The organism is Blautia sp. AM28-27 (assembly GCF_003480905.1).
Lineage (GTDB): Bacteria > Bacillota > Clostridia > Lachnospirales > Lachnospiraceae > Fusicatenibacter > Fusicatenibacter saccharivorans.
Map to the genome: position 1 here is coordinate 77,836 of NZ_QUJK01000008.1, position 16,004 is coordinate 93,839.

Consider the following 16,004-nt stretch of genomic DNA (forward strand, 5'->3'; position numbering starts at 1 on the left):
GGACGATGCTGTACATACTTTTCACAGCATCGCCCTTTACGGTTTCTTCTATAAATTAGCTTGTCTCTTACAGTGCTTTCCGGTACAGCGCCTCGATGTCCTGCTGACGGGACGCTCTCGGGTTGACGGCGATGTTTCCGCTCTTCATCGCATCTACCGCCATCGGCACGATTTTGCTCTCGATCTCCTCTGCTGTCACTTCTTTTCCCTTTGCCGCCTGGCGGATCGCATCGGTCAGGCTGGCCGGGATTCCGATGGCTGCGGTCAGCTCGCGGACCGCGCCGACCAGCATCATCGGCTCAAATTCATCGGCGTATGCCGGGATTTCGCTGATGTAGTTGTAGATCTTCAAATATCTTCCATGGTCTGCCAGTGCATTGTACTCTGCGATGACCGGAAGCAGAACGGCATTTGCCACGCCGTGCGGCACATCGAGGAAGGCGCTCACAGGATGACTCATTGCATGGACATTTCCAAGTCTTGCGTAGGAAAATGCAATACCCGCGAACAGCGAACCGGTCAGCATCGCCTCTGCAGCTTCGAGATCGGTTCTGCGCGCCACGAAACGGCGGATATTTTTACCGATCAATTCCATCGCTTTTTCTGCCATGGCATCGGAGAACGGAGATGCGGCTGTGGAAATATAAGCCTCCTCCGCATGGATAAAGGCATCGATACCGCACGCTGCCGCAACGGATGCCGGAGCGGAAGTTAAAAGTTCCGGATCGAGAATCGCGTACTCTGGAAGAAGTTCATAGCTGAATACGGTCAGCTTGTAATCTCTGCTGTGGTCGGTGATCACGGAAAATGCGGTCACCTCGGAGCCGGTTCCCGCAGTCGTCGGAATGGCAATCAGCGGGACAATTTTTCCCGGCACTTTGTGTGCGCCTTCGTATTCCGTGATGCTTCCGCCGTATTTTGCCGTCACACCGACGGCCTTTGCTACATCCATCGGAGAACCGCCGCCGAGTGCTACGAGAAAGTCTGCGCCGGAAGCAAGATAGCTCTCGGTTGCTTTTTCTACTGTCGTCACAGACGGATTCGCCTCAATATCTGTGAAAATATCGGCTGCGATGCCTGCCGATTTCAGGCTGTCCGCTGCTTTGTCCACAACGCCCATTTTTTTCAGGGTAGGACCGGAAAGAATCATCGCATGGGTTCCGCCCATCTTCTTGGCACACTCCGGCAGTTTGGCAAGCGTTCCTGCTCCGACAATAATATTCTGTGGAATCGAAAATTCGAATGGATTCATCTTATTTTTCCCCTTTCTTTCAGAAAGCGTGCCGAAAATTTTTCTTTCCGACACGCTTTGTTTTATCCTATCTCAGCTTCAGCCAGCCATTTTGGCAAGGACACGGTCGATTGCTGCATCGATGACAACGTCGAGTTCCGCATCGTCTGCCTCCGGCATCAGGGACGCTGCGTCCTCGTCGGAGATCAGCTCGATCAGACTGCCGAACTTCTCTTTATATTTGAACTTGCAGACTGCAAAGAATACAACACCGAGGAGGCTCCAGCCGCCTACCATCAGCCACTCCTGCCATACCAGTGTTCCGCCGGAACCAGGAATGCAGTAAACAAGCACCATGCATCCGGACATCAGAACTGCCATCGTTCCAACAAATTTGTACGCCGGAACACGGTACGGACGCGGCATATCCGGCTCTTTCTTCCGCAGGATCAGGAAGGAAAGAGATACCATACAGTAGGCAAGACAGCATCCAAAGTTACCTGCATCACAGATCCACACCATCATGCCTCGTCCTGCAAACGGAGCCAGCATAGTCAGCGCGCCGATCAGGAACAGGGCGTTGATCGGAGTTTTGTGCTGCGGATGAAGCTTTGCGAACATCGGCGGAATCATGTAGGATTCAGCCATAGAGTACAGGGCACGGGAACCGCCGATCATAAAGGAGTTCCAGGATGTGATGATACCGCACATACCGCCGACGATGATGACTTTTGCCATAACCGCTGTACCGAACGCTTTCGCCATCGCATCTGCTGTGACAAGTCCAGTTCCTGCTTCCGAGCTCAGGATTTCGGACGGGTTCAGCACATAGCCGACAGCCAGGATAACACAGGAATAGAAAACAACAGCGAGTACAACGGAGAGAATCATCATTTTACCGATTTTCTTTAACGGAACGTTGATTTCCTCTGCGGCCTGCGGGATAACGTCAAAGCCGATGAAGAAGAACGGGGTAACAACAGCAACTTTGATGATGTTCTGGAACATCGTTCCGGTGCTCTCGCCGACGAACATCTGTCCCTGCAGATTGCTGGAATCTCCGTTGATCACGGATGCCACAATCAGAAGGATACCAGCGCCGCCGATGATACAGGTAAGGACCGTCTGCAGGACGGCTGCTGTTTTTGCGCCCAGCACATTGATCAGTGTGATGAGGAACGCTACAATAACGGCTACGGCTACCCAGGAAGCATAGATATCAAATCCTGCCACGCTGTACATATAGCCTTTCAGGAATCCCGGCCACAGATATGTGATGATGGTTGGGAAGGCGCACGCCTCGAAACACGTAACACTGACGTATCCTAAAATAATCGCCCAGGTACAGATGAACGAACCGTTCTGGCCCATTGCCTTGTAGCTGAAGACGTGCTCGCCGCCGCACTGCGGCATCGCTGCAGTCAGTTCTGCGTAAGTCAGTCCGATGAAGAAGATCATGACACCGCCGATCGCAAACGCAATTGAAGCTCCGACAACGCCGCCCTTCTGAATCCAGCTTCCTGAGGATACGACCCAGCCCCAGCCGATCATGGCTCCGAAAGCGATGACGAGAATATCCCATGCACCTAATACTTTGTCAAATTCTGATTTTTTCTGTTCCATGGCTTATTCCTCCCCGCTTCCGTATTTCTTCTGAATCAGTTCCTCGAGATACTCCGCTGTGCCCTCCACACCAAGGAATGCACTGTTGATCAGAATGTCTCGGTTGTGCCGGTCTCCGCGGTTGCTGCCGGTCAGCGCCAGATGACGCTTGTGATACCGTTTGTCCTTCTCGAGCAGCAGAATTTTTGCATCGCTCTCGGAAAGGCTGTGGCTCTTCATGATATTCTGAATGCGGATCTCATCCGGTGCATAGATAAAAGCCCGGAGGAGCTTGATATCTTTGCTGTCCTTTAAGATGTAATCCGCGGATCGTCCGATGATGACGCAGGCCTCTTTTTCTGCCAGTTTCCGGATGATCTGCTTCTGTACATGAATCGCACGCTCGGTCAGGTCCGCATATTTTGAGAAGGATCCACGGACATCGCCCTCGGCTCCTTTTCCGGCAATCGTACCGCCCTCTTCTACACGGTTCATGATGTCTTTCGGAATTCCGACTTCTTCAATAATCTGATCCACCAGATCGCGGTCGTAGAACTTAATTCCGAGATCCTCCGCAATTTTCCTGCCGATGGCATTTCCTTTGGCTCCGTACTCGCAGCCGATTGTGATAACCAGATGTCCCATACCGTTTTCCTCTCACATTTAATTTCTCTGTTTTACCTGTTGTTTCCGATTCACAGAATGAAAAGAAAAACAGGACAGGGGCGAAGCATGGTTCTTTGCTTTTTGACGTCCTTGTCCTGTTCTTTTCACGCTATGAGATTTTCTTTGTTTCTATAAGAATTCTTTATTTTTCCAGAGCTTTTACGGTTTCTTCGATGATAGCAACTGCCTTGTCGCAGTCCTCCTCGGTTACGATAAGCGGAGGGATCAGACGAATGATGTGCGCTCCGATGGCTGTGATCAGCAGATGGCGGTCAAGGCAGCCATGTTTGACTTCTACGCCGCTGATGGTATCATCAAACTCTACGCCGACCAGCAGTCCCTGATGTCTGACTTCTTTGACATGCGGCAGTTTTGCTAATTTTTCTGCGAAGTAATCACCGACTTTCTTTGCATTTCCGGCAAGGTCGCGGTCGATCAGTTCGTTGACTTCTGCCAGTGCTGCTGCACAGCTGACTGGATGGCCGCCGAAGGTAGTTCCGTGAGATCCCGGGGTAAAGGCTTTTGCTACTTCAGCTGTTGCGCAGATTGCGCCAATCGGCATTCCGCCGCCAAGACCTTTTGCCATGGATACGATATCCGGTTTGATGCCGTAGTTCATGTAAGACATTACCGCACCGGTTCTGCACCAGCCGGTCTGTACTTCATCAATCAGAAGCAGCATGTCGTTCTCATCACAGAACTTCCGGAGTCCCTGCATGAACTCTTTCGTTGCCGGATGAACACCGCCTTCGCCCTGTACCGGCTCAACCATGATGGCGATGGTGTTTTCGGTACATGCATCTTTGAAGGCCTGCAGATCATTGTACGGTGCATAGGAGAAACCGTAGGTCATCGGTCCGAATCCAACCTGGCATCCGTTGCCCGGCTGACCGGTTGCAGACATGGCACCGAAGGTTCTTCCATGGAAGCCCATCTTTGCGGTTACGATGTGGTAACGGTTCGGGCCGTATTTCTCGATGCCGTACTTTCTTGCCATTTTGATCATGGCCTCGTTCGCCTCGGTACCGGAGTTCTGATAGAAAATCTTGTCCATGCCGATGGTCTCGCAGACTTTCTCAGCAAGCAGTGCCTGCGGGATGGTGTATGGATAGTTGAAGGTATGCATGATATCGTCGAGCTGCTCTTTTGCTGCTGCAACAACTTTCGGGTTTCTGTTTCCGGCGTTGTTTACGGCGATTCCTGCGTAAAAGTCAAGATACGGCGTTCCGTTTTCGTCGTACATGTACATCCCCTCTGCGGTTTCTGCAAGGAAATCGAAACGCTCGTAGGTCTCGATCATGTACTTGTTTACTTTGTCTTTGATGTCTTGAACCGTTAATCCTGTGTCTTTTAATCTCATAGTGTTATCCTCCCATAGCGTTGAAAAGATTTTTTAAATAAAAAACAAAAAAGCAAAGACTACTCGTTGGTAAGCGTCTTTGCTTTGTTTTTCGTTTATTATTTTGTACAACCATACAATAGCACCACTCCCTATATTTGTCAATTACTTTTTTTTAAAAAGTTTTTTATTTTTGTTTTTTTTTTAACACCCGCTTTTTCTATTTTTTTGATGTTTTTTCGTCTTCCGCCGTATTTTTTTCATATCCGTTGTTTTTTATTCTGATGTTCCAGCGGATTTCTGTCCATTATATTGAACAGTTCATTCAAAAAAAGAAAGCCTGTTATTCTGCGGCTTTTAGTGATAGTCGAGAAAGAAACACATGCAGCTCGTCTTCTCCGTCCCTCTGTTGCGGTAGATGTGGGTCTGGTCTGTCTCGAAACGGAATGCCTGCTTCAGGTGGATCTCATGCTCTTTTCCATTGCACTCCACGGTCATCACGCCATCTGTCACCACCAGGTACTCTCTTGTTTTCTCTCCGTGGCCGCCGCTCACATACGTTCCGCCCGGTTCGATGTCGATGCGGTAGATTTCCACAAGCCGCGTGTCCTCATACGGAAAGCACGTCCACACAGTGTACTGCCCCTCCAGCTCTTTCGTCGGAACCAGATCCTCCGGTGTCACAAGATAACTATCCACCAGCGGCGTTGCAATCAGCTCTTGAAATTCAATCCGCAGGCCGCTCGTAATCTTCCCGAGCACGCCAAGCGACGGGTTCGCCGTTCCCTTTTCGATCTGCGAGAGCATACTCTTGCTGACCCCGGTCTGCTCTGAGGCCTGGTCGAGACTCATCCCTTTCGACTGCCGGATCCGTTTCAGATTGACCGCCACATTTTCTGTCAGATAATCCATGTTCTTCCACCTGCCTTTCTTCGTATTTCGCTCATTGTAGCACACCTTCCTCCGATATTCCAGTGAATATTTTTAAACTTTCTGCCGCCTTTCCCCGCTTCGCCTTTCTTTTCTTCCTTTATCCGCCCGGGTTTCAGGCGCTTTTCTCTGCCTTTCCCAGGAAAAGCGCCCTTCCGCCGGATTTGTATTTTTGTCAGATCTTTTCCATCCGCATCTGCCGCAGAATCTTCTTTTCCATCCGCGACACCTGCACCTGCGAAATCCCCAGTTTTCCGGCGATCTGCGCCTGCGTCATGTCCTGAAAATAGCGCATGTAGATGAGCTGCCGCTCCTTCGCGGGCAGTCGTCCCAACAGCTCTTCCAAGAAAATCCGGTTCAGCAGCTTTTCCTGCCCGTTCTCTTTTTCCGGAATGCGGTCCATCAGAGAAATATCGTGGTTTTCCCCCTGATAGATGGTCTTCTGCAGCGATTCCACCTCCGCGCCGGACTCCATCGCCTCCACGATTTCTTCCACGGTAACATCAAGCTCCCCCGCTATCTCCGCCAGCGTCGGATCGCGCCCGTTCTCCCGCTCCAGCCGCTCACGCACCGCATACGCTTTCCACGCCAGTTCCCGGATCGGGCGGCTCACCTTCACCATCCCCTCCGACCGCAGAAACCGCCGGATCTCCCCCGCAATCATCGGAACCGCATACGTCGAAAAACAGACTTCAAACGAAGGATCAAATTTATCAATCGCCTTCAACAGCCCAATGCTCCCGATCTGGCACAGATCCTCCATCTCCACCCCGCGGTTTGCAAACCGCCTCACCATGCTCCAGACCAGTCCCATATTTTCCTCTGCCAGTGTATCCCTTGCCGCTTTATCCCCTTCGTGTGCCTTTTCGATCAGGGCAAGCGTATGTTCCATGCATTCTGACTCCTATGACTTCCGATCCGGCCCTTACATTTCCGGATGCACACCGATTTTCCGTTTCATCACCACTTCCGTCCCCCATCCCGGATGCGACCTTACTTCCAGCTCATCCATAAACGCCTCCATAAACGAAAACCCCATCCCCGACCGCTCCAGCTCCGGGCAGGTCGTAAACATCGGCTCCATCGCCTTCTCCACATTTTCGATCCCGACGCCGGTATCTTTTACCGTCACCTGAAACACCTTCTCCTCCAGATCCAGCACACACTTCATCTGAATTTTCCCTTTTTCCTGCCGGTATCCGTGAATCATCGCATTCGTAACCGCCTCCGAAATCGCCGTCTTGACATCCGCCACTTCCTCCACCGTCGGATTCAGCTGCGCCAGAAACGCCGCCGCAGACACCCGCGCAAAACTCTCATTGCAGGGACGGCTCTCAAATTCCAGCGTCATCGTATTCCACCGCATCTTCTCTTCTGTTTTCATCCTTTCTCGCATCATCCCATTCCCCTTTCTGCCCACTCCCCGTCCAAAACCTACTTCCACGTCTTCTCCTCTTCCACCTCAATCACCCGCGTCACCCCCGACATCACCAGAATCCTCCGCATCCGCTCTCCCACATGCACCGCTCTCACCTTCCCGCCAATCAGCTCCATCTCCCGAAACCTCCCCATCACCAGTCCAATCCCCGAACTGTCCATAAACACCGTCTTCCGAAAATCAAACACCACCTCCCTCACATTCCTCTCCACCAAAATCTCCCCCGCCTCCTCCCGAAGCCGGTCAGCCACAAAATGATCCACCTCTTCCGGAAGCCGAATCGTCATCACCGCATCCTTCACCCAAACACGATTATCCATTTCCTATCCTCCCTCTTTCCTGTCATAAAATAAAAAACACAAAAGATTTTTCGCCGTAAAGCGAATTTCATCTTTTGTGTTTTATCTTCTCACTTTTATACTTTTTTGCCCTTCGTCCCACGCAACCTCCGCGTAGTCAGTGGTATCAGCCCGACGAAACAGCGCCGCATCTCCTGCGGCATTCTGCCCCGTGGGCATCCGTCCTCACTATTCCTCCGTCTTCACAGTCCCCCCCAGCGCCTCAATCTGCTGCTCGGCCTTAGTAGCCTTCTGGGTTCCCGGGAACTTATCGATGATCTCCTGGAACACCGAAATCGCATTATCGGTATCCCCACTCAGCCGATACGCATGCGCCAGATAGTTAAGCACCGTATAGTCACTGTCGTTGATATTCTTAGCCTTCGAAAGCTTATCAATCGCCTCAGTGTAATTCGCATCGTCAAATGCATTCACACCCGACTGCGAAAGCTCCTGGAACATAGACGACTGCATGCTCTTGTAAATAGTGTCATACACAGCCTTTGCGTCCACAGAAAGCACCTCCGGGTTGACCTCGGTCAGTGCGTTTGTTGCGTTGCTCGTGTTGCCCTGCTGCTGCGCTTCCACAGCCTTTAAAAGGTTCTCGTAGGAAGCCGCCGTATCCTGTGCCGTCTGGATCTGCTGCTGCGCAGAAGCCGTCGTTTCGTTCAGAGAATCCACCTGGCTCTGGAGCTGGTTCAGCTGGGCCTCCTGGCTCGCCATCTTGCCGCTGTATTCCACAACCTTCTCGTCCGCCTGCCGGTTAATTCGCTGCGTATTCGCAGGCCCGATCAGGAACCACACAACCAGTGCGCCAAGCACCAGCCCAATACCGATATTCAGCATCGTTGCCGCTGTAGACGTCTCGCGGAACGTCGGCGGAATAATCACCGTATCCCCGCTTACCACACGCTCACGCTCGTCCTCGCGCTGCTCCTCCGTACGCTCCCTGCGGCCGAACCGCCGCGGCTCCAGCGACGTCTGCGTACCCGTCTGGAAATCAACCTCCTTCAGGAAACGAAGCGTCGTCGAGTTCGTCTTGTCAATTTTCGCCGCCTTTTTCAGAATCTTCCGCGCTTTCTCATACTCACCCTTGTGAATATAAATCAGCGCCAGCAGATGATATCCCTTGATCAGCTTCGGATTCTGGTTCAGAATCTTGCGCAGCTGGATCGCAGCCACATCCTCATTGTTCTCGCGGCAGCATTTCAGCGCACTGTTGTATTTCTTGATCGTCTGATTGATCATATCCAGCTTCGCCTGCTCCGCCTGCAGCGTCGCAATATACTCCGTCGCCACATTATTCTCCGGCATAATATTCTTGCTGATGATCCACTCACTTAACGCCGCAACCGCTTCACCCGTCTCAAAATAGACAAGGCCTAACAAGTTCCGCGCATGGATATTGTATTTGTTAAACTTCAGACTCCGCCGCAGCATATCGATCGCTCCGGAAAGATCCCGGATCTCTGCCTTGTCGAGGCCCAGATTGTAGTACATATTCGAAAGAGAAAAACATTTTCTCTGTACTCTCAGGTTAAAACCACAGTTGGGACAGATCTCCATTCCGACATCCACAACCGATTTACAATTCATACAGTTCATTCCGGCACCTTACTCTTCCTTTTCCGCTTCTGTCTCGTTTTCCTGTTCCGGCTTGTCGTTTTTCATCATTTCTTTCAAAATGTCGATCACATCCGTCAGATCACGGCTGTAAATCGCATCCTCCACCTCGTCCACATCGAGACATGGTTTAAACTTCTTCAGTTCTTCTTCGTAATTTAACATAAACAAAAAATTCCTTCCTGTATTCGCTAACCATTCCGCTTTGCAAGATATGCTTTCAGTTCGCCCGCCAGATACAGAGAACCCACGCAGAACAGCATGCCGCTGCCCTTTTTGCCCAGTGCCTTCTCATACGCTGCCCCGATCTCCGGTTCCGCGCAGACATCCGTGCATCCTGCTTTTCTGAAGTCCTCTGCAAGCACTTCCGCCGGTACGACGCGGCTTCCGTCGATCTGCGTTGCAACAACATGGGACGGATGGATGCCCTCGCAGATTTCACCGATCATCTCATGATAGTGCTTGTCTGCAACTGCCGTGAACAGAATCGTGATCTCGTTTTCTTTCGCAAAATAGCCTGCCGTGCTGACAAACTGTGCAATGCCGTCCTCGTTGTGCGCGCCGTCGATGATGACGCCCGGCGCAGCCATTTCCATACGGCACGGCCATTTGATCTTCGAAAGGCCTTCCGCAAGCACGTTCTTAGGAATGTCGTGCACGTCCTGCAGAATATGCATCGTGTAGAACGCAAGGCTTGCATTCATCATCTGGTATTTTGCCACGTACGGAATCGCAAGCTCTGCTTTTTCGCCGCCCGGATATGCAAAGGTAAAGGTGATACCCTCGCGGCTCTGTGTTTTCATCTCATAGAACGACGGCTCCATCGGCCATGCCGGGCTTCCCATCTCTTTCGCCTTTGCGGCAATGACAGAAGCCGGACCTGGCTGGCTGGCGTCGTAGATTACCGGGACACCGGCTTTGATGATGCCGGCTTTCTCTCCCGCAATCGCCTCGAGGGTGTCGCCGAGATACTCGGTGTGGTCGCGGCTGATGGACGTGATGATGCATGCCAGCGGCTTTTCGACCACATTTGTCGCATCCAGCCGTCCGCCAAGGCCGGTCTCCATGACCAGGTATTCCACGCCGGCTTCTTTGAAAATCAGCATTCCCATCAGGAACAGCGTCTCAAAATAGCTCGGATGGCCTTCGCCCTCCGCCTCGTATTCTTTGGCTGCTTTTTCCACTTTGAGAAATGCGTCGAGAAACTGCTCATCCGACACATCTTCCCCGTTGATCTGAAACCGCTCGTTGATGCGTACAAGGTGCGGGGAGGTAAAAAGTCCTGTCTTTTTGCCGCCTGCAAGCAGCATCGCATTCAAGTACGCGCAGACGCTTCCCTTTCCGTTCGTGCCCGCCACATGGATAATTTTGATCCCTTCCTGCGGATTCCCAAGGCGCGAAAGAAGCTCCCTCGTATGTTCCGGCGGATGCTTCACCGTAAATTTCGGTATTGTTTCGATATAATCAACTGCTTCTGTATAATTCACTTTATTTCACCATTCTTCAGTATTTTAGGGCTGCTTTCAGACCCTAGTACATCGTTTCGTAAATAACTATACCAATCACGCAGGATGCAGATTCGAGTGTGCAGGTATAAAAATGTAGGCGTAGCGGGCTACGCCGAGGCTTTTATGCCTGTGCAATCGGATTTGCAGACAAGTGAGTGGTATAGTTATTTCGAAAACGATGTACTAGTATCATTATAATCGAGTGACCGGATATGTCCATAGCAATTTTCAAAATTTTGTCCCGACTTTTCGACTTTCCCCGTAAAAAGATACAGTGGGACGTCAAAATCCGCCCCACTGTATGATCTTTCGGACACTCTTTTTAATTCTGCAGACCGCCGTCTTCGGCCGGTTTATCGCTGTTTTCTGTTTTTGACGGCTCAATCTTGTCGCCTTCGCCCTCCGGCGCACCGGACGGCGCTGCCGTCAGTTCATCCTGCGGCGCAGTGCTCGTATTGGCATTTTCCTGCGTCACATCTGTTTTCGTGCTGTCCGGGTTCGGCGTCGACGTCGGTGTAGATACCGTTTTTGGCTCTTCATACATCATCGGCTCTGTCCTTGTCAGCACCTTCTTCGTCGAGCTGTTGCTCTGCTGCGCGATTGTAATCTGATCACCGTCTTCCAGGGTCAGACTATGCACCATCAGAATCGACGGGCTGACATAGACGGTATCCTGTATCTCCTCGTTGACTTCCACACGGCTCGATGCCGTAAAGTTTTCTCCGTAAAAATACCAGGTATCTTCTCCGGATTTTTCGATTCGTTCCAGTGTTACCGGCAAAGCACCCATCTGCAGCTTCACACGCTCATACGGTGTCTCTCCGTCTTCTCCGTAAACGTACCGTTTTCCATACAGCATATCATACTGCAGCACCTCGAGATCCACCTGATAATTCTTCGTATTCCGTCTCGTCTGATGATACCGGAAAATGGTTCCGTCATGAATTCCCACACGGTTCATAACCTCTGCTGCAATCTGGTAGGAAGCAATGTTTTCCTGTTTTCTTTTCAGTCCCATATTATCCCAGATTACGTATTCGGTCTGATACAGATAGCGGTTCTCCAGATCTTCTACTTTCAGTCCCATCGTTGGCAGATGGTCCCCGTACATCACAAGTACCACCGGCTCCGGATAATCCGCAAGCTTTGTCGTCAGCTCTTTGACAAATATGTCCATCTCATGAATCTGATTTACATAATATTCCCAGGAGTAATTATTTTTTTCCCGGTCTTCCGCGCCTGTCACTGTAATCTCCGGATCGTCAAGCACCGGCTCTGTCGGATAATCACCGTGGCCCTGTACCGAAATCGTATAGATATAATCCGGTTCGTCTGTCGCATCGAGCGTTTTTATGATCTCTTTTGTCAGAATATGGTCTTTTACCCATCCTGTCGCCGTCACATCCGAGATATCCGGCATATATTCCTCCGAGGTAAAGGTATCAAAACCAAGACGTGAGAACACACTTCTTCTGGAATAGAAGTTTGCTTCATTGTTGTGGATCGCATGGGTCGCATAGCCAAGATTCTTTAAAACATACGGCGCACTCTCACACGTCTCCTCTGAAAGCACCGATTTGTACGGATACTCACCCGCTCCGAAATACCGGAGGCTCATGCCGGAAATAGTTTCAAACTCTGTGTTTGCTGTTCCGGCTCCCACCACCGGCACGCGGAGATAACCGGAAGAATAATCCTTCATCAGCTGCCGGTAATACGGGATCGGATCCTCGGAAATGTTGAGGAAATTAACCAGCTCCGGATCGAAAAAGGACTCCAGCTGCAAAAAGATAATATTCGGTTTTACCGTATCATCCTCTTTTTGTTCGCCTTCACTCGTCTCAATCTGTTTCACGAGCTGTTCGGAATAGCCGTTCGGCTCTGAAATTCCCGTATCAAACAGGGTGACTGCCAGACAGTACGGATAGCCGTAATCCTGGTAGGCAAATGCGATGTTGACGAAATAGCTGGAAAGCACACGCTTTGCAAGCGCCAGATTTGTTGCTCCCGTAAAGAGTACAATTACCAGAGCAATCAACGGCACATTCAGATACCAGCGGATTTTCCCCTGAAATTTCGGTCCTTTGATCCAGACCCATACAAAAAATGCCAATAATGCCACAAGGGCTGCTACGACGAGGATCATGGTACCTTTCGACAGATACTTCGTCACGACCTTTGCGCCGTCGCTTAAATTCCGCAAGTCCGGTCCGGTAAACGGCGTGACGCGGTTTGCCAGAATCACACCGTTAATGATGCCGAGCAGCAGCCAGAAGCTGCTCATGATGAGCCGCACCAGCACACGTCTGCGGAACAGATAAACTACCATAAAGGTAGTGAAGATCAAAAATGCATTGTACAAAAAGACCCATGGGCTTTCCACCATGTAGCTCCATGCAGATGCCAGCGAATGGCGGGAAAATGCTTCAATCACCAGATACAGAATACAGCATCCCAGGGCCTGCAGTGGTAAAGAGAGCCAGTTGCAGACTTTCACTACGGTTTCCTTGTTTCCATGCAGTTTTTTTCCTTTTTTCATTTATTTTTTCAGCTGCTCCAATCTTGTCTGAACCTGCTCCATCATCTGCTGATAGTTCGCCAGTTTTTCTTTCTCTGCCTGAACCTTTGCCTCCGGAGCTTTGTTAATAAAGTTCGGGTTTCCAAGCATGCCGTTGGAACGTGCGATTTCTTTTGTCAGACGCTCCTCCTCTTTTTCGAGACGGGCGATCTCTTTTTCGAGGTCAACCAGCTCGGCAAACGGAATATAAATCGTTGCCTGCGGGATCACTGCAGATACCGCATCGTCTGCAATGCCGGCTTTATCTGCCTGTACGTGAACTTCGCTTGCTCCTGCCAGAGTTCCGAAGAATACAGCACCATTTTTGAAGGTTTCCTGTACAGCAGCATCTTCGGTTACAACGAATACGCTTGCTTTCTTTGACGGCGGTACATTCATGCTGGTGCGTACACCACGGATGCTTCTTACGGCCTCTTTCATCATCTCAACAGCTGCCTCATCCTCTGCGTATGCAAAGTCTTCGGTCTCTTTCGGCCATGCAGCGATCATGATGGAATCCTCTTCCGGATTCAGCGTGCAGTAGATTTCCTCTGTGATGAACGGCATGAACGGATGCAGCAGTTTCAGTGCATTGCCGAGAACGGTTTTTAAGGTCCACAGTGCAGCGCCCTTCGTCTCGTCGGTCTCGCTGTACAGACGCGGTTTTACCATCTCGATGTACCAGTCGCAGAACTCCTCCCAGATAAAGTCGTAAACCTTCTGTACGGCGATGCCGAGCTCGTAGCGGTCCATGTTGTCCGTTACTTCCGTTGCCAGCGTGTTTACCTTAGAAAGAATCCATTTATCTGCCAGTGTCAGTTTGTCTTTTGGCATTTCAGACGGAACTTCTGCTTTTTCCAGGTTCATCATGATGAAACGGGAAGCGTTCCATACTTTGTTTGCGAAGTTACGGCTGGCTTCTACACGCTCCCAGTAGAAACGCATATCGTTTCCAGGTGCATTACCGGTCATCAAAGTCAGACGGAGAGCATCTGCACCGTATTTGTCAATGACTTCGAGCGGATCGATACCGTTTCCGAGGGATTTACTCATCTTGCGTCCCTGGGAGTCACGAACGAGTCCGTGAATCAGTACGTGGTGGAACGGAACCTGTTTGGTCTGCTCCAGTGCGGAGAATACCATACGGATAACCCAGAAGAAAATGATGTCATATCCGGTTACGAGAACATCCGTCGGATAGAAGTAATCAAATTCCGGTGTTTTCTCCGGCCATCCTAACGTGGAGAACGGCCACAGAGCAGAACTGAACCAGGTGTCCAGGGTATCCGGGTCCTGAGTGAGATGGGTGCTGCCGCATTTCGGGCATTTTTCCGGCATTCCGCCTCTTACAACCGTGATCTCGCCACAGTCATCACAGGTATAGGCCGGGATACGATGACCCCACCAGAGCTGACGGGAAATACACCAGTCGTGGATATTGTTCAGCCAGTTCTGATAAATCTTGCTGAAACGATCCGGGATGAAGTTTACTTCCCCGTTCTTCTCTGCTTCGCTGGCAGCGGCAGCCATATCCGCCATTTTTACAAACCACTGTGGTTTGATCATCGGCTCTACGGTTGTCTTACATCTGTCGTGGGTTCCTACGTTGTGAACGTGATCCACTACTTTTACAAGAAGGCCAAGCTTCTCGAGATCCTCTACCATGGCTTTTCTTGCCTCGTAGCGGTCCATGCCGGCGTATTTGCCGCACTTGTTGTTCATGGTTCCGTCATCGTTTAAGATGTTGATCTCTTCGAGGTTGTGGCGTTTTCCTACCTCAAAATCGTTCGGGTCGTGTGCCGGTGTGATTTTTACGCATCCGGTTCCGAACTCTTTGTCTACGTAAGCATCTGCGATAACCGGGATCTCACGGTCGGTCAGCGGAAGCTTCAGCATTTTTCCTACAATATCTGTATATCTTTCATCCTCCGGATTGACAGCTACGGCAGTATCGCCGAGCAGAGTCTCCGGACGGGTCGTTGCGATTTCTACGAAGCGGCCTTCTTCTCCAACTACCGGGTAGTTGATGTGCCAGAAGTGGCCTGCCTGCTCCTGATATTCAACCTCTGCATCGGAGATGGAAGTCTGGCATACCGGGCACCAGTTGATGATGCGGCTTCCTTTGTAGATCCATCCTTTTTCATACAGACGGCAGAATACTTCTTCTACGGCTTTGGAGCATCCCTCGTCCATGGTGAAGCGTTCTCTCTCCCAGTCTGCGGAGGAGCCGATCTTTCTTAACTGGCTGTTGATGCGTCCGCCGTACTCTTTTTTCCACTCCCAGCAATGCTCCAGGAATTTTTCGCGTCCGATTTCATCTTTGTCGATGCCCTGCTCTTTGAGCATATTGGTAACCTTTACCTCGGTTGCAATCGCCGCATGGTCGGTTCCCGGCTGCCAGAGGACTTCATATCCCTCCATCCGTTTGAAACGGCAGAGAATATCCTGCATGGTGTTGTCGAGTGCATGGCCCATGTGAAGCTGTCCGGTTACGTTCGGAGGCGGCATCATAATGGTAAACGGTTTTTTGTTCGGGTTTACAGTGGCGTGGAAATATCCTTTATCCAGCCATTTCTGATACAGTCTGTCCTCGAGTCCTTTCGGATCGTAGGTCTTTGCGAGTTCTTTGCTCATGAGATCCTCCTTTTATGTTTGGTGTATTGTGGTATTTATTCCCGCAGAGGCTTGTCTTAAATCAAAAACGCCCTTCACATACACATAACATGCATGCAAAGGGCGAAAATTCCGCGGTACCACCTTAATTTGTATCTC

13 protein-coding genes and 1 other annotated feature (1 of these 14 running past the window's edge) are annotated in these 16,004 nt (G+C 50.7%); all 13 genes read right to left on the bottom strand.

What is annotated here, in order from left to right:
• Nucleotides 1–67: 67 nt before the first annotated feature.
• The 13 genes from DW743_RS11700 to DW743_RS11755 all read right to left on the bottom strand — a co-directional run bounded on the left by DW743_RS11700 (nt 68) and on the right by DW743_RS11755 (nt 15,866).
• Nucleotides 68–1,252: an iron-containing alcohol dehydrogenase family protein gene (locus DW743_RS11700; protein ID WP_117761651.1), complete on the bottom strand. Its 1,185-nt coding sequence runs from the start codon at nt 1,250–1,252 to the stop codon at nt 68–70.
• 78 nt (nt 1,253–1,330) lie between these two features.
• Nucleotides 1,331–2,854 carry an APC family permease gene (locus DW743_RS11705; RefSeq protein ID WP_117761618.1) on the bottom strand — a complete coding sequence of 508 codons (1,524 nt, stop codon included), beginning with the start codon at nt 2,852–2,854 and terminating at the stop codon, nt 1,331–1,333.
• 3 nt (nt 2,855–2,857) lie between these two features.
• Nucleotides 2,858–3,478 (bottom strand): cytidylate kinase-like family protein, encoded by a 621-nt coding sequence (locus DW743_RS11710; RefSeq protein ID WP_117509835.1) that lies wholly within the window; start codon nt 3,476–3,478, stop codon nt 2,858–2,860.
• Nucleotides 3,479–3,641: 163 nt separating this feature from the next.
• A complete protein-coding gene (locus tag DW743_RS11715; protein ID WP_117509834.1) occupies nt 3,642–4,859 on the bottom strand; it encodes an aspartate aminotransferase family protein in 1,218 nt (405 codons plus the stop codon).
• Between the two features lie 336 nt (nt 4,860–5,195).
• A complete protein-coding gene (locus DW743_RS11720; protein ID WP_055228043.1) occupies nt 5,196–5,750 on the bottom strand; it encodes a helix-turn-helix domain-containing protein in 555 nt (184 codons plus the stop codon).
• Between the two features lie 193 nt (nt 5,751–5,943).
• Nucleotides 5,944–6,660, bottom strand: coding sequence for a SigB/SigF/SigG family RNA polymerase sigma factor (locus tag DW743_RS11725; protein WP_117761617.1), 717 nt, complete (start codon nt 6,658–6,660; stop codon nt 5,944–5,946).
• A gap of 33 nt (nt 6,661–6,693) precedes the next feature.
• Nucleotides 6,694–7,164: an anti-sigma F factor gene (spoIIAB, locus tag DW743_RS11730; RefSeq protein WP_270423031.1), complete on the bottom strand. Its 471-nt coding sequence runs from the start codon at nt 7,162–7,164 to the stop codon at nt 6,694–6,696.
• A 38-nt stretch (nt 7,165–7,202) separates the two neighbouring features.
• Nucleotides 7,203–7,526 (bottom strand): anti-sigma factor antagonist, encoded by a 324-nt coding sequence (locus DW743_RS11735; RefSeq protein ID WP_022461763.1) that lies wholly within the window; start codon nt 7,524–7,526, stop codon nt 7,203–7,205.
• 207 nt (nt 7,527–7,733) lie between these two features.
• On the bottom strand, nt 7,734–9,149 hold the full coding sequence (locus tag DW743_RS11740; RefSeq protein WP_022461762.1) for a tetratricopeptide repeat protein: 1,416 nt from the start codon (nt 9,147–9,149) through the stop codon (nt 7,734–7,736).
• 9 nt (nt 9,150–9,158) lie between these two features.
• A complete protein-coding gene (locus tag DW743_RS18160) occupies nt 9,159–9,332 on the bottom strand; it encodes a hypothetical protein (protein WP_022461761.1) in 174 nt (57 codons plus the stop codon).
• A 26-nt stretch (nt 9,333–9,358) separates the two neighbouring features.
• A complete protein-coding gene (locus DW743_RS11745; RefSeq protein WP_055228045.1) occupies nt 9,359–10,654 on the bottom strand; it encodes a bifunctional folylpolyglutamate synthase/dihydrofolate synthase in 1,296 nt (431 codons plus the stop codon).
• Between the two features lie 343 nt (nt 10,655–10,997).
• A complete protein-coding gene (locus DW743_RS11750) occupies nt 10,998–13,214 on the bottom strand; it encodes an LTA synthase family protein (RefSeq protein WP_117761616.1) in 2,217 nt (738 codons plus the stop codon).
• Nucleotides 13,215–15,866, bottom strand: coding sequence for a valine--tRNA ligase (locus tag DW743_RS11755; protein ID WP_117761615.1), 2,652 nt, complete (start codon nt 15,864–15,866; stop codon nt 13,215–13,217).
• Nucleotides 15,867–15,961: 95 nt separating this feature from the next.
• Nucleotides 15,962–16,004, bottom strand: a binding site (T-box leader) (it continues 178 nt past the right edge of the window).

What these genes read in the sequence shown, in the direction of transcription:
- DW743_RS11740 (WP_022461762.1), bottom strand. Translation starts at nt 9,149, where the DNA reads ATGAACTGTATGAATTGTAAATCGGTTGTGGATGTCGGAATGGAGATC.
- DW743_RS11735 (WP_022461763.1), bottom strand. Translation starts at nt 7,526, where the DNA reads ATGGATAATCGTGTTTGGGTGAAGGATGCGGTGATGACGATTCGGCTT.
- DW743_RS11755 (WP_117761615.1), bottom strand. Translation starts at nt 15,866, where the DNA reads ATGAGCAAAGAACTCGCAAAGACCTACGATCCGAAAGGACTCGAGGAC.
- DW743_RS11715 (WP_117509834.1), bottom strand. Translation starts at nt 4,859, where the DNA reads ATGAGATTAAAAGACACAGGATTAACGGTTCAAGACATCAAAGACAAA.
- DW743_RS18160 (WP_022461761.1), bottom strand. Translation starts at nt 9,332, where the DNA reads ATGTTAAATTACGAAGAAGAACTGAAGAAGTTTAAACCATGTCTCGAT.
- DW743_RS11710 (WP_117509835.1), bottom strand. Translation starts at nt 3,478, where the DNA reads ATGGGACATCTGGTTATCACAATCGGCTGCGAGTACGGAGCCAAAGGA.
- DW743_RS11750 (WP_117761616.1), bottom strand. Translation starts at nt 13,214, where the DNA reads ATGAAAAAAGGAAAAAAACTGCATGGAAACAAGGAAACCGTAGTGAAA.
- DW743_RS11725 (WP_117761617.1), bottom strand. Translation starts at nt 6,660, where the DNA reads ATGGAACATACGCTTGCCCTGATCGAAAAGGCACACGAAGGGGATAAA.
- DW743_RS11705 (WP_117761618.1), bottom strand. Translation starts at nt 2,854, where the DNA reads ATGGAACAGAAAAAATCAGAATTTGACAAAGTATTAGGTGCATGGGAT.
- DW743_RS11700 (WP_117761651.1), bottom strand. Translation starts at nt 1,252, where the DNA reads ATGAATCCATTCGAATTTTCGATTCCACAGAATATTATTGTCGGAGCA.
- spoIIAB (WP_270423031.1), bottom strand. Translation starts at nt 7,164, where the DNA reads ATGCGAGAAAGGATGAAAACAGAAGAGAAGATGCGGTGGAATACGATG.
- DW743_RS11720 (WP_055228043.1), bottom strand. Translation starts at nt 5,750, where the DNA reads ATGGATTATCTGACAGAAAATGTGGCGGTCAATCTGAAACGGATCCGG.